The organism is Persicirhabdus sediminis (genome assembly GCF_016595495.1).
Lineage (GTDB): Bacteria > Verrucomicrobiota > Verrucomicrobiia > Verrucomicrobiales > Akkermansiaceae > Persicirhabdus > Persicirhabdus sediminis.
Window position 1 is genome coordinate 125052 of record NZ_JAENIM010000021.1, and the last position, 14780, is coordinate 139831.

Genomic DNA, 14780 nt, shown 5'->3' on the forward strand with positions numbered 1-14780 from the left:
ACGATTAAAAATGATAATTTGCTGCAAAATGAAGTTGTATTTTTACGTTAACAAAAGAAAACAAAAATATCACCACGGAAAATCATGGCCAAACTTAATTCATTCTCATTACCCGTTCTTCTGGGTATCGTTCTAACCAACCTGCCCTTGACTCCGCATGCCAGCGGCCAAGAGGCTAATCCAGCTGGCACTCAAGCAAACTTCCAGATTGTTCAGAGCAACAAAAGTGTTCCCATTATTTTTGACCAAAAGGCAGCTGACGTCATCGAGATCAGCGCAAATGCCTTAGCCAAGGATATTGAACTCATCACTGGCACAAAGCCGATTGTTACCAACAAGCTGAAGTCAGATTCTAAAACTGCCATCATCGTTGGTACGCTGGGGAACTCAGTAGCCATCGACCAGCTCGTTAAGTCCGGTAAGATTTCTAAAGATGGCATCGCCGGCAAATGGGAAAGCTTTCTCATTCAGACCGTAGACAGCCCAGCAGCTGGCATCGACAAAGCACTAGTCATCGCAGGTAGTGACTCACGCGGCACCGCCTTTGGTGTGTTTGAGCTCTCCAAGCGCTTGGGTGTATCACCATGGGTATGGTGGGCTGATGTAAATCCAGCCAAACAAGACGAACTGCAAATCGCGCTTGATGATGTCGTCATGGGTCCTCCTTCTGTGAAATTCCGCGGCATCTTCCTCAACGACGAAGACTGGGCGCTGAAACCATGGGCAGCTAAAAACATAGATACCGACGTCAAGGATATCGGCCCAAAGACCTATGCTCAAATCTTCGAGCTGATGCTCAGACTCAAGGCCAACTACATCTGGCCAGCCATGCACCCATGCACCAAGGCGTTTTTCTATTACCCTGAAAACGTAAAAGTAGCTGAGCAATACAACATCGTGCTCGGATCTAGCCACTGTGAGCCAATGCTGCGCAACAACGTGGATGAGTGGAAAAAGAACTTCAAAAACGAGTATGAAAAGAAGCCAGGACCGTGGCGCTACGATACCAACAAAGAAGAAATTCACCGCTACTGGGAAGACCGTGTAAAAGAGTCAGCCAATGTTGATGCGGTTTACACCATCGGTATGCGCGGCGTGCATGACGGCGGCATGCCTGGACCTAAAACCACTGAAGGTCAGGTGAAGCTACTCAATGAGGTCATCAAAGATCAGCGCGAAATGTTTGCCAAACATTTAGGCAAAGACCCTGCTGAAATCCCGCAGATTTTCTGCCCGTACAAAGAAGTGCTTAAGCTGTACCAATCTGGTGCAGAGATTCCCGATGACGTCACCCTCGTTTGGGCTGATGACAACCACGGCTACATCCGCAACCTTTCTACTCCTGAAGAACAAAAACGTTCTGGCGGCAGCGGCGTTTACTATCACCTCTCCTACTGGGGTGTGCCAAAGGATTACCTCTGGCTGAGCACTATCGCGCCACCACTTATTTCATACGAACTCAGCAAAGCCTACGCCTACGGCGCAGATCGCTTGTGGGTGATGAATGTTGGTGATATCAAACCAGCTGAGCTGGAAACTGAATTTGCCATGGATCTGGCCTGGGACGTCAATGCCTGGCCGCCAGAGAAGTCTCATGAATACGCTAAGCAGTGGGCGGCACGCACCTTCGGCAAAGAATATGCCGAGGAGATTGCCGACATCAAAGATGTCTACTACAAACTCGCAATCGCCGCTAAGCCAGAGCACATGGACTCAGTTCCATTTTCTAGCGAAGAAATGAATACTCGCCTCGCGGAGTACAAAGAAGTCGCCGAAAAAGCTAGCGCACTGAAAGCAAAGATTCCAGCTCACCTGCAGGATGCTTATTACCAGCTGATCCTCTACCCAGTGCTTGGATCATGGAAAATGAACGAGAAGCAGTTGTACACCAGAATGGGCGAAGACGACAAAGCTATGGCAGCCTACAAGGAAATCATTGCCTATACCGAAGTCTACAACAAAGAGATCTCCAACGGCAAATGGGACCGTATGATGAGCATGATTCCACGTAACCGCCCAGTGTTCAAGGCACCCAAAAAGATGGATAAAAAATCAGTGGAGAAATATCTGCTGACCGATAAACCTATCAAGACCATTGCCGTATCAGACTTGCAGTTTGACAGCAAAGAGATGCACATCATCCCTGGTCTGGGTGTCGATGGCGCAAGTCTTACACGCAAAGAATTTGTCAGCGAAAGTTACCAGCAAGCCGATGCCGCCAAAGCGCCTACAGCTTCATGCAAAATCAAACTGCCAAAGGGCAAATATCGCATCGAGCTCGTTTGTGTGCCAACTCACGCCATCCACGAAGGTCGTAACCTCACCATGGCTCTTAAAATCAATGACGAAGACAGCCAGTTCCTCGACATCAACTCGCCAGCTAAGTCCGACGCATGGTACAAAAACGTCCTGCGTGGATTCTCAGCTGCCGATGCTAAGTATGAGCTGAAAGAAGATGGTTACCTCAACCTTCAGCTTGGCCTGCTAGATCCAGGTTTGGCTATCTCCAAGATTGTGATCTACTAATCGCTTCTAGCTAGATCCAAAGTATCATCGAGACCGTTGTGCCGCGCTGCCTAAGCAGCCTGCACAGCGGTCTTTCTTTTGCCCGTAAATAGCCGCCGCTAACAAACAGGCGTTCTCACTACTATAATTTCCCCGCTCTATTATACCTGACAGCGTGATACTGTTAGTCTATCGTCGGTAGTTACCACGCCCCCAACAATCACTACACAAACAGCTAACATGAACACAGAAATGCCAGACGAGATCATCAGCCTAGGCGCCTTTGAGCCAAGAGATACAAAGTCCATCATCAGCAAGTTAGAAGCGCAGGCCATCGCCTTTGAAATCGGCATCGATGAATCCTTACTCATGACACCTAGCCGTGGAGTGGAATTTCAGCTAGGACGATTTCCAGATGGATCAAAAAACCTCATCTTTATCCACAAAGACAACCTCCCCGAGGCCGAAGCCATTCTCGCCAGCGTTTTTCCGCAATAACTAGCTACGCATGAATCCAGCAAGAGACAAAAACCAAGGGCTCATTGTGATGCGCCCATTGCTCTGCTGTGCCATCGTTTTTGGCGGGATCGTTAGGATCTTTGAGTGTTACTCCTATACGTCTACAAAAGCAGAATTCATCGAGCTCTGGCAATCAACAGGCAATGGCCCGTTTGCATTCCCGGCAGGCATCAAAATCTGTGCCGTGCTGTTCCTCTTGCTAGCAACTCTTGACCTAGCTCTAGCTAAAAATAAGCGTGGTCGTTGGGCTACATTTATTTTCTGCATCATCCTAGCCGTCTACGGCTGGCTGCTGAACCAGCATACCGCCGCGTATGCGCGTGACAACCGCTCGGCTCAGCAATCTACAGCTCACCAATAGCTAGCTGGGAATTTCCAGCTAGCAGACTAACTAAAATACTTCACCACCACGCACTGCCATCCTTGATCAAAATCTAATATAGGCTGGTCCTAAGGTCGGTAATTTCAAATTCATAGCGCGCGCCCACAGCTAGATCGCTGGGTTTGATAGAAATTAAACCCGTAGAATTCGGCTGCACGGCCCAGCTATATTCCTTGCCGTTGTATACGTCCAATAGCTCATCCTTGTCGTCATAAACCTTTAAGGTGTAGACTAGGTCCTCCCACTTGTATTTTGTCTGGTTGTTTATTTGATAAATAAAAACCTGCTTACCATCATTTTCTCGCTGGCTGGTGAGTTCGCTAGAAATTGATTCTTGATGATCAACAAACTCAACTCCTCCCCAAAATATTCCTCTAAATATCCAAAGCATGATGAGCATTGGTAAGAATGGGGCGATGACCCCCACTAGACGGTACTTCTTGCCCTGGTCAGCCGTACAGTGCTGACACTTCTTTGCCTGATCATCGATTTCACTGGAACATGAGGTGCATTTTTTCATCACCAAAACCTAACCAGAGAAGTTGCTAGACAGCAAGCATCAAGGCTATCAAAACGTTCACTTTCTCGGAGGTTTATGAGCTGCGCAAAAAATCCAGCTAGCTAGAAACAAAAAGCGCCCGCTGCGTGAGCAACGGGCGCTTGAAATATTGAGTTAGCTGGATGCTTAGGCGCTAGCGGTTTCGTCGCCGCCTTTACCTTCTGCGTCTTCAGTTTCTACAACGACTGGCTCTGGCTCTTCCACAGTCATTTCGATTTCGAAATCACGGTGTGAATGGAAGCCGGTACCAGCTGGGATCAGGTGACCCATGATGACGTTCTCCTTGAATCCACGGAGGTAATCTACGCGGCCAAGTGTTGAGGCATCGGTAAGAACACGTGTGGTGTCCTGGAAGGAAGCCGCTGAGATGAATGATTCAGTCTCAAGTGACGCTTTAGTGATGCCGAGAAGAACTGGCTCACCTTCAGCACAAGCACCACCTTGGGCGAGTACTTCGTCGTTGGCTTTCTTGAATGTCGTTTTGTCGATCTGGTCACCCCAAAGGAACTCAGTATCACCAGGCTCGGTGATTTTGACTTTACGCAGCATCTGGCGGATAACCACTTCGATGTGCTTGTCGTTAATCTCAACACCCTGCAGACGGTAAACGCGCTGCACTTCGTTGTTGAGGTGTTCTTGGAGAACCTGAGAGCCACAGGCTTCGAGCAGATCTTCAGGAGCCACTGGCCCTTCAGTGATCTGGTCACCAGCTTTGAGGTAGTCACCTTCAGAAACGATAACGTGTTTGCCCATTGGGATGAGGTGGTCAGCGTGCTCACCACTCTCAGGGTTAGTAACGATAACTTTCTTCTTACCACGAACGTTAGCACCGAAGCTGATTTCACCGTCGATCTTAGCAATGGTACAAGCATCTTTCGGACGGCGAGCTTCGAAGAGCTCAGCAATACGCGGAAGACCACCAGTAATATCACCAGTCTTAGACGCCTTACGTGGCGTACGAGCGAGCTGTGAACCAGCGGCTACTCCGTCACCTTCTGCTACAGAAAGGTGAGCGCCAACTGGGATTGAGTAGCTAGCGAGGATGTCCTTGGTATCTTTGTCCACAATGACGATCTGCGGGTGCAGGTCTTCTTTGTGTTCAGTAATAACCATGCCTTCCTGGCCAGTCTGCTGATCTTTCTCAGTCTGAACGGTAATGCCTGTGATCATGTCGCGGAATTCCACGATACCATCTTTAGCGGCAAGAATTGGTACGTTGTACGGATCCCAAGTTACGAAGGTCTGACCCTTCTTCACTTTTTCACCATCACCTACAGAGATCACAGAACCGAGTACTAGGTTGTAGCTCTCGAGCTCAAGACCATCTTTGTCGCGGATGATTACAGAACCATTCTTGTTCAGCGCTACAGAGTTGCCGTCCACGTCTTTAACGTCGCGTACTTCTTTGTAGACTACTGTACCACCGTTCTTAGCTTTGATAAGCGGCTGCTTGAATGATGAGGATGCAACACCACCAACGTGGAATGTACGCATGGTCAGCTGGGTTCCCGGCTCACCAATTGACTGTGCTGCAATAATACCAACTGCTTCACCAATCTTGGCTACCTTACCTGTGGCAAGGTTGAGGCCGTAACACTTCTGACAGCAACCACGTCCAGTCTCACAGGTGAGAGCTGAGCGGATCTTAAGCTGAGTGTATCCGATGTCTTCGATGCGAGCTGCTTCGATTTCACCCATCAGGCCATTCGCTTCAACGATGGTCTCACCTGTGACTGCGTCGACAACTTTTTCAGCTGAAACGCGGCCGTAGAGACGCATGGAGAGAGATGCGGCTTCTTCGTCGTTCTCGATGATTGGAGTAACGGTGATGCCATTTACGGTACCACAGTCGTGCTCAGTAACGATAACGTCTTGAGAAACGTCAACCAGCTTACGAGTCATGTAACCTGAGTCAGCGGTCTTAAGCGCGGTATCAGCGAGACCCTTACGAGCTCCGTGAGTAGATGTGAAGTACTCAAGTACTGACAGACCTTCACGGAAGTTTGAAGTAATTGGGCGTTCGATAATGTCACCAGATGGCTTGGCCATCAGACCACGCATACCGGAGAGCTGCTTAATCTGCTGCTTGTTACCACGAGCACCAGAGTCAACCATGAGGTAGAGTGGGTTCACCATCTCATCACCCTTGTTGTGCTCGAGCTTACGGTAAAGAGCATCGGCAATGTTATCTGAACAGTGAGTCCAAATATCAACCACCTGCTGGTAGCGCTCGTTATCGGTGATCACACCGTTACGGTACTGCTTAGTGACTTTTTCAATCTCAGCGTAGGCCTTAGCAATCTCAGCTGGCTTTTCTTCTGGAATCACCATGTCGACGATACCAATGGAAATACCTGAGCGAGTCGCTTCCTTGAAACCGAGGCTCTTCATGTCATCAACAACCAGAACAGTCGCCTTCTTACCAGCAACCTGGTAACAGCGCCAGATGATGTCACCGATCTGCTTCTTACCAACGTTGTGGTTCATGAAACCAAGACCTGCTGGCCAGATTTCGTTGAATCGCACGCGGCCAGGAGTCGTCTCGAGGATGGCTGATTCTTTGTCACCAAATACGGTGTCGCGGTTGAAGTCTGGGTTACGCAGACGGATCCAGTCGTGGTAGCCCACCTTGCGGGAAGCAATAGCGTATTCTACCTCTGTGGTATTTTCGAACAATGGAAGGTGCTCGTTCTTCTGCTCTTCCTTCTCAACAGCTGTCAGCTGGCGAGCATAGGTAAGGTAGTAAGTACCAAGAATAATATCCTGTGATGGAGCAATAATTGGCTTACCAGATGCAGGTGAGAACAAGTTGTTTGGCGCAAGCATGAGCTGGCGCGCTTCCATTTGTGCTTCTACTGAGAGAGGCACGTGAACCGCCATTTGGTCACCATCGAAGTCAGCGTTGTAAGCTGTACATACGAGTGGGTGCACACGGATAGCAGAACCCTCAATCAATACTGGCTCGAATGCCTGGATAGAAAGTCTGTGCAGGGTCGGTGCGCGGTTAAGCATCACTGGGTGTCCCTTAGTCACTTCCTCAAGAATATCCCAAACTTCAGGAGTCTTGCGGTCGATCATCTTCTTAGCTGAACGCACAGTGTGGCAGTAGCCAAGCTCTTTGAGACGGCGGATGATAAATGGCTCAAACAAGCTGAGTGCCATCTTCTTAGGAAGACCACACTGACCAAGCTTAAGGTTTGGTCCAACAACAATCACAGAACGACCTGAGTAGTCGACTCGCTTACCAAGAAGGTTCTGACGGAATCGTCCACCTTTACCCTTGAGCATGTCTGAGAGTGACTTGAGGGCGCGGTTGCCAGCACCTGTCACTGCACGACCGTGACGACCGTTATCAAACAGAGCATCCACAGCTTCCTGCAGCATGCGCTTCTCGTTACGGATAATCACCTCAGGAGTCTTCAGCTTAAGAAGGTTCTTGAGACGGTTGTTACGGTTGATCACACGACGGTAGAGGTCGTTAAGGTCAGAAGTAGCAAAGCGGCCACCTTCCAGAGGAACCAGCGGACGAAGGTCCGGTGGAATTACTGGAAGTACGTTCATTACCATCCACTCAGGACGGGTATTAGACTCGTGGAAACCGCGAGCCAGCTTGATACGCTTGGCGAGCTTCTTCTTAGTCTGCTTAGAACGAGTATTTTTCATCTCTTCCTCAAGCTCGACGCAGAGTTCCTGCAGACGTACTTGTGAGAGAAGCTCTTGCAGAGCTTCAGCACCCATCACTGCACGGAATGCAGTTTCACCGTAGGCGTCTTCCGCTTCGATCAGGTCAGTTTCGCTAAGCAGCTGGCCGAGCTCCAGGCCAGTGTGGCCAGGTTCAGTCACTACGTAATCTTCGTAGTAAATGATACGCTCAAGCTGACGAGCAGCGAGGTCGAGGATCAAGCCGATGCGTGATGGCATACACTTGTAGAACCAGATGTGTGATACTGGCACAGCGAGCTCGATGTGGCCCATGCGCTCACGACGAACGCGAGACAGAGTCACTTCAACGCCACAGCGGTCACAGACAACACCTTTGTGCTTAACACGCTTGTATTTACCACATGAACACTCCCAGTCACGAGTAGGACCGAAGATACGCTCACAGAAGAGACCGCCCTTTTCAGGTTTGAAAGTACGGTAGTTGATGGTCTCAGGGTTTTGCACCTCACCGCTACTCCATGAACGGATTGTATCAGGATTCGCCACAGTGATTGCGACGTGATCGAACTTATCTGGGCGTGTGTCTACGCCGAAGAGTTCACGAAGATTGTTTTCTACACTCATTATAAATTAGTAGGTAGTTAAAAGTTCAGGCTTTAGCGGATTAGAGAGTAAGGTCATCAAGTGAGAATTCAGCCTCATTAGCCGATGGGGTACCACCAGTTCCTGGTCGTACGTCCAAGCAGAGCGCCTGCATTTCCTTCATCAGAACGTTGAAGGACTCAGGAGTTCCAGCTTCGAGGTTGTTATCACCCTTGACAATAGCTTCGTAAATACGGGTACGTCCTTGGACGTCATCTGACTTCACAGTAAGAATTTCCTGCAAGATGTATGCGGCACCATAAGCTTCAAGTGCCCACACCTCCATCTCACCGAATCGCTGACCACCGTACTGAGCCTTACCACCAAGTGGCTGCTGAGTAACTAGTGAGTAAGGACCAACGGCACGAGCGTGGATCTTATCAGCCACCAAGTGACCGAGCTTGAGCATGTAGATCTGGCCAACCACTACTGGCTGCTGGAATGGCTCACCTGTAAGACCATCATAGAGAGTGGACTTACCTGCTACTGAACCATCTTTGCCGTCACCGACCCATGTGTATCCTTCAATCTTCTTGGCTTGTCCCATGAAGTCCCAAACTTGTTCTTCTGGAATGTCATCGAAAATTGGAGTGGCAACAGTAAAGCCGAGTGCTTTGGCTGCGACACCGAGGTGAGTTTCGAGCAACTGCCCCACGTTCATACGTGATGGCACGCCGAGTGGGTTCAAGCAGATGTCAACTGGAGTACCGTCAGAGAGGAATGGCATATCGGCCTCAGGCACGATGTTTGCAACCACACCTTTGTTACCGTGACGTCCAGCCATCTTATCACCAACGGAAAGCTTACGCTTAGCGGCGATGTAGACTTTGACTTCCTTGATCGCACCTGGATCGATTTCATCACCACTCTCGAGAGTGTCGAGACGACGCTCACGGTCTCCGTCGAGCTCAGCAAAGCGCCCTTCGAATGTTGAGATGATTTCAAGGATCTTGTTGCGGATTGGTGATGGATCAATCTCGATGTGATCGTAGATCGCAGCCAGCTTACGGAGAAGCGTCTTAGTGATCTTACGGTTAGCCGGGATGATGATTTCACCAGTCTGAGCATTTACCACGTCGAGAGGAATCTTTTCGCCGAGCAGGATGTCAGAAAGCTTCTCAGTGAGTTGCTCAGTGAGAACGTCTTTCTTCTTCTTGTACTCGTCGTTGATCTTCTTGAGTTGCTTGCGCATCTTAGTAGGATCCAGCTCGCTCTCTTTACGACGTGCCACGCCGTGAGTAGTGATGCGGATGTCCTGCACGATACCGATACAACCGGAAGGTACGCGGAGTGAAGAATCTTTAACGTCAGCAGCTTTTTCACCGAAGATAGCACGCAGAAGGCGCTCTTCCGGAGCTAGCTCAGTTTCAGACTTAGGAGTGATCTTACCAACGAGAATGTCGCCTGGCTTCACCTCAGCACCGATGCGGATGATACCGTCATGGTCGAGGTTTTTCAGAGCTTCATCACCTACGTTTGGAATATCACGTGTGATTTCTTCAGGTCCAAGCTTAGTATCACGAGCTGCACACTCGTACTCAGAAATGTGGATTGAGGTATAAACATCCTCTTTAACCACACGCTCAGAGATCACAATAGCATCCTCGAAGTTGAATCCGTTCCAAGGCATGAAGGCAACCATCACGTTACGGCCAAGAGCAAGCTCACCACCGTCTGTGTTTGGTCCGTCAGCGAGAACGTCGCCAACCTTCACCTTAGTACCACGCTTCAGAATTGGCTTCTGGTTTAAGCAAGTACCAGCGTTTGAACGCATGAACTTACGCAGCGGGTAAACGTAGATACCTTTAGAAATATCAGAACGCACTGCATTCACATCAGAAAGCAGAACTTCGTCAGATACTGGCAGCTCACCGTCTTTAGTTACCACGATCACCTCAGCTGTAGCAGCTGCAATGATACCGTCGGACTCAGAAACGATAACCGCACGTGAGTCAGCAGCCGCTTTGGCTTCCAGACCTGTACCAACGTATGGTGCTTCAGAAACGAGCAATGGAACACCTTGGCGTTGCATGTTTGCTCCCATCAATGCGCGGTTCGCATCATCGTGTGCGAGGAATGGAATGATACCCGCCGCAACTGAAACCAGCTGCTTTGGAGAAACGTCCATGTAGTCAACCGTTGTTGGGTCAACCTCAATGAACTCACCTTTTTCACGAGCAGTGATACGCTTAGCCAGCTCAGTGCTGCCAGCGCTTACGGTGAATTCACCCTTGTCGTTGATGAAGTTGTTTGCCTGAGCGATCAGCTTACCTTCCTCTTGGTCAGCGGTAAGGTACTCGATCTGGTTGGAAACAACACCTTCTTGCACGCGGCGGTATGGAGTCTCGATGAATCCAAACTCGTTAATGCGAGCATAGGTACAAAGTGAGTTAATCAGACCAATGTTTGGTCCCTCTGGTGTTTCAATCGGGCAAATACGTCCGTAGTGAGATGTGTGAACGTCTCGAACTTCGAAACCAGCACGATCACGGTTCAGACCGCCAGGTCCGAGCGCTGATAGACGGCGTTTGTGAGTCAGCTCAGCCAGAGGGTTAGTCTGGTCCATGAACTGAGAAAGCTGTGAACGACCGAAGAAGTCACGGATCACTGCTGAAAGTGCTTTCGGGTTGATGAGCTTCTGAGGAGTCATGCCCTCAAGGTTCACATCAAACAATGTCATACGCTCTTTGACGAGACGCTCAGTACGAGCAAGACCTACACGACACTGGTTAGCAAGAAGCTCACCTACTGCACGCACGCGGCGGCTACCAAGGTGGTCAATATCGTCAAGTACACCCTCACCTTTTTTCAGGCCGAGCAGGTACTTCACAGCACCGAGGAAATCAGATGGATCCATCACGCGCAGTCCCTTGTCCACTTCGAGGCCAAGTTTCTGGTTGATCTTGTAGCGACCAACGCGAGTGAGATCGTAACGCTTCTCGTCGAAGAATAAACGCTCGAGAAGTGCTTTTGAGTTAGCTGCAGTTGGTGGATCACCAGGACGCAGCTTGCGGTAGATGTCTTTGAGTGCTGACTCTTCGTCAAACGCTGGGTCTTTCTTAAGCGACTTAAGCAGAACCTCGTTTTCGCGAGAATCAATCACGTTGAGAGTTTTGTAGCCGAGTGCCAGCAGCTGGCGAACCACACCAATAGTAAGTGGCTCGTAGGCTTTGGTTACAGAAACTTCATCGTCGAGAACATCTTCGTATGGAAGCAGGTTACCCAGCTCCTCTTCAGGCATATCTTCTGCAAGCGTGAGCTTCTGAACTGTGAAGAATTCTTCCACCAATTCACGGTCAGTTGGCCAGCCAAGTGCACGAAGGAATGTTGTTGCAAGGAACTTACGACGACGACGACGACGGTCGAGGTAAACGTAGAGAAGATCATTAGTATCGAACTGAGTCTCAAGCCATGATCCGCGATCAGGAATGATACGGAATGAATGAAGCACTTTACCATTGAGGTGAAGTGAGGTCTCAAAACAAATACCAGGTGAACGGTGAAGCTGAGAAACGATAACACGCTCAGCACCGTTAATGACGAAAGTACCGCGGCGGGTCATCATCGGCAATTCGCCCATGTACACACGCTCCTTTTTGTTGCCGGACTCGTCTTTAAGTTTGAATGTAACGTAAAGTGCTGCGCTGAAGGTCTCACCTGTGCGCAGTGACTCCAGAGCCGTTGCTTTTGGCTCTTCGATGTCGTAGGCTAAAAACTCAAGAGTGATGGCTTCATCATAACTCTTGATGGGAAATATTTCCTGAAATACGGCCTGTAGACCAGTGTCTTCACGTTGTGAAGGTGGAATATCCTTCTGTAAAAAGTCTTCATATGATTTGCTCTGAACCTCGATGAGGTTTGGAGGTTGAATGACTTCCTCAATGGTTCCAAAGTAGCGTCGCTCGGCCATGATGTATTCTAGATGTGGATTTGGTGGATTGCGGGGGAATTAGATCGGATTTTTCCTCTATTAGGACGAAAGTAGCGTGTTAGGGCGATTAAAAGTATCGTTTAATTCATTGGCGTCTACAAAAAAGCGCTAAAATCAGCCACTTCGTAGAGACGCCGAAACGGCACGCGGGAGATTTCTCCCCCACGTGCCGGAAATTGGAAAGTCGGACTACTTGAGTTCGATCTTAGCGCCAGCTTCTTCAAGCGCTTTCTTAGCTGCTTCAGCAGCATCCTTGTCAGCACCTTCGAGTACTGGGCATGGAGCAGCTTCAACAAGCTTCTTAGCGTCAGCAAGACCGAGGCCACTTACTACACCACGAACTGCTTTAATTACAGCAATCTTGTTACCACCTGCTTCAGCAAGGATAACGTTGAACTCTGTCTGCTCTTCAGCAGCACCACCACCGTCAGCAGGAGCACCTGCAACAGCAACAGCAGTAGGAGCAGCAGCGCTTACGCCCCATGCTTCTTCAAGGTTCTTGATCAGTTCAGCAGCTTCGATGATTGTAAGCTTGCCCAATTCTTCAGCGATTTTTTCGATATCAGCCATTTTTTTATTCTCCTTTGCGGTGTCGTCGCGCCTGGAGCTACCAGACATTTGAGGGTGCATGCTTGTACCCCGACGAGGAACCAATTTTTATTTATTCAGGCAGCATCTTGGAGAGATGCTGCCATCCGTTCAGATTGTTTATTATAGTTACTATTCGCCAAACTTAGCTTTAAGCACACGAGCGATAGATGAACCAGGCTCGTTGAGTGTGCGTACCAGTTTGCTCGCAGGTGCGTTGAGCACACCGAGGAGTTGGGCGAGGAGTACTTCGCGTGATGGAAGGTTAGCAAGCTCAGCAACCTGAGATGCTTCAAGAACGTCTCCGTCGAGAATTCCTGCTTTAACTTCCATGATTTTGAATTCTTTAGTGAATTCTTTAACGACCTTAGCAGCAGCGCAAACGTCAGCTTCACCAGTGATGAATGCTGTTTGTCCTGTGAGTTTCTCGCTGATGTCAGGAAGACCTGCGTCGGCAATTGCCTTACGCATGAAAGTATTTTTAGCCACGTGGCACTCTGAACCAGCCTCAGTGAGGCGGTTACGGAGTTCACTGAACTGAGTTACACTCATGCCAGTGTAGTCCACAACAAGCACAAATGGAGAAGCATTAACGCGCTCAAAGAGCTCGTCGATCATGTATTTTTTATCTGCGTTCATTTCTCTATTCCTTTAATGCTTAGTTAGTAGTGAATGCAGCAGCGTCAAGAGCTACACCTGGGCACATGCTAGCAGCCAGAGTGATGCTCTGGATGTAGTTACCTTTAGCAGATGCTGGCTTAGCCTTTACGATGCTATTGATGAGAGCTTCAGCGTTTTCAGCAAGTTGCTCAGGGCTAAATGATGCTTTACCTACAGCAGCAGAGATGTTGCCGTTTTTGCAAAGCTTGTAATCGATTTTACCGGCCTTAGAAGCGTTTACAGCAGCTGCTGTATCGTCAGTTACGGTACCAGTTTTTGGGTTTGGCATGAGGCCACGAGGTCCAAGAACACGAGCGATCTTACGCACTTCCTTCATGGCATCAGGAGTAGCGATTGCTGTGTCAAAATCGGTGAATCCGCCTTGGATCTTAGCAATAAGATCTTCAAGACCGACTTCGTCAGCACCTGCAGCTTCAGCTGCTTTAGCTGCGTCACCAGTCGCGAAAACGACAACGCGAACAGATTTACCAGTACCGTGCGGGAGAGCAACGGAACCACGAACCATTTGATCGCTCTTACGAGGATCAACACCCAGCTTGAATGACAGAGTCACTGTTGGGTCAAACTTTGGTGCGGGAAACTTTTTGATAGTCTCAACCGCTTCACCGAGTGCATACTGCTTTTCTCCTTCAACGAGAGCAGCTGCAGCTTCATAGCGCTTACTTCTATTTTTAGCCATTTTGATTTTTGCAGTGCGGGCGGGATAGTCAATTTTAACTACCTCTCCTGCGGGTTGGTTTTGCCATGCCCTAAATTAAGGCATTTGGCGAGATTAATATTTTTTAATAAATCGTCCGTTGACGATGAAAGGATTAATATCCTTCGATTTCGAGACCCATTTGTCTGGCTGTACCAGCAAGGATCTTAGCAGCTTGCTCCTTATCGTTAGTGTTAAGGTCAGCAATCTTTGCATCAACTACTTCCATGAGTTGATCCTTAGTGAGCTTACCACACTTAACTGTGTTTGGAGTGCCTGAACCTGAAGCAAGACCTGCTGCCTTCTTAAGAAGAACGGCTGCTGGTGGCTGCTTAGTGATGAAGCTGAATGTAGCGTCTTTGTAGACACTAATGACAACCGGAAGGATGTCGCCAGCTTGCTTTTGTGTCGCAGCATTGAAGTCCTTACAGAACTGCATGATGTTGACACCCGCCTGACCGAGAGCTGGACCTACTGGAGGAGAAGGGTTCGCTTGGCCGGCCTTAATTTGAAGCTTGATAACGCTTTTAATTTCTTTGGCCATGATGTTATGTCGTTTTGGGTTGGTTTTCAGCGACAACCTGATTGTCGCCGGAAATTGATAGAAAAGTTA

The 14780-nt window shown here is 49.0% G+C and carries 10 protein-coding genes; 3 read left to right on the forward strand and 7 right to left on the reverse strand.

Going from position 1 to position 14780, the window contains the following annotated elements:
• Positions 1–84: 84 nt before the first annotated feature.
• From JIN82_RS04110 to JIN82_RS04120, 3 genes are all read left to right on the forward strand, one after another.
• Positions 85–2526: a glycosyl hydrolase 115 family protein gene (locus JIN82_RS04110; RefSeq protein ID WP_200310374.1), complete on the forward strand. Its 2442-nt coding sequence runs from the start codon at positions 85–87 to the stop codon at positions 2524–2526.
• Positions 2527–2745: 219 nt separating this feature from the next.
• Positions 2746–3003: a hypothetical protein gene (locus JIN82_RS04115; RefSeq protein WP_200310375.1), complete on the forward strand. Its 258-nt coding sequence runs from the start codon at positions 2746–2748 to the stop codon at positions 3001–3003.
• A gap of 10 nt (positions 3004–3013) precedes the next feature.
• Positions 3014–3385, forward strand: a complete 372-nt coding sequence (locus JIN82_RS04120) for a hypothetical protein (protein ID WP_200310376.1) — start codon at positions 3014–3016, stop codon at positions 3383–3385.
• 73 nt (positions 3386–3458) lie between these two features.
• Here the strand turns inward: JIN82_RS04120 and JIN82_RS04125 are convergent, their stop codons facing one another.
• From JIN82_RS04125 to rplK, 7 genes are all read right to left on the reverse strand, one after another.
• Positions 3459–3926 (reverse strand): hypothetical protein, encoded by a 468-nt coding sequence (locus tag JIN82_RS04125; RefSeq protein ID WP_234041762.1) that lies wholly within the window; start codon positions 3924–3926, stop codon positions 3459–3461.
• A gap of 165 nt (positions 3927–4091) precedes the next feature.
• Positions 4092–8252, reverse strand: coding sequence for a DNA-directed RNA polymerase subunit beta' (rpoC, locus tag JIN82_RS04130; protein ID WP_200310378.1), 4161 nt, complete (start codon positions 8250–8252; stop codon positions 4092–4094).
• A gap of 40 nt (positions 8253–8292) precedes the next feature.
• Positions 8293–12180 carry a DNA-directed RNA polymerase subunit beta gene (gene rpoB, locus JIN82_RS04135; RefSeq protein ID WP_200310379.1) on the reverse strand — a complete coding sequence of 1296 codons (3888 nt, stop codon included), beginning with the start codon at positions 12178–12180 and terminating at the stop codon, positions 8293–8295.
• Positions 12181–12390: 210 nt separating this feature from the next.
• Complete coding sequence (rplL, locus tag JIN82_RS04140) at positions 12391–12771, reverse strand: 50S ribosomal protein L7/L12 (RefSeq protein ID WP_200310487.1); 381 nt, start codon at positions 12769–12771, stop codon at positions 12391–12393.
• Between the two features lie 150 nt (positions 12772–12921).
• Positions 12922–13428 (reverse strand): 50S ribosomal protein L10, encoded by a 507-nt coding sequence (gene rplJ / locus JIN82_RS04145; protein ID WP_200310380.1) that lies wholly within the window; start codon positions 13426–13428, stop codon positions 12922–12924.
• Positions 13429–13447: 19 nt separating this feature from the next.
• The gene (rplA, locus tag JIN82_RS04150) at positions 13448–14149 is read right to left on the reverse strand and encodes a 50S ribosomal protein L1 (RefSeq protein ID WP_200310381.1); all 702 of its coding nucleotides are present in this window, start codon (positions 14147–14149) and stop codon (positions 13448–13450) included.
• Between the two features lie 133 nt (positions 14150–14282).
• Positions 14283–14711, reverse strand: coding sequence for a 50S ribosomal protein L11 (rplK, locus tag JIN82_RS04155; RefSeq protein ID WP_200310382.1), 429 nt, complete (start codon positions 14709–14711; stop codon positions 14283–14285).
• Positions 14712–14780: the final 69 nt, after the last annotated feature.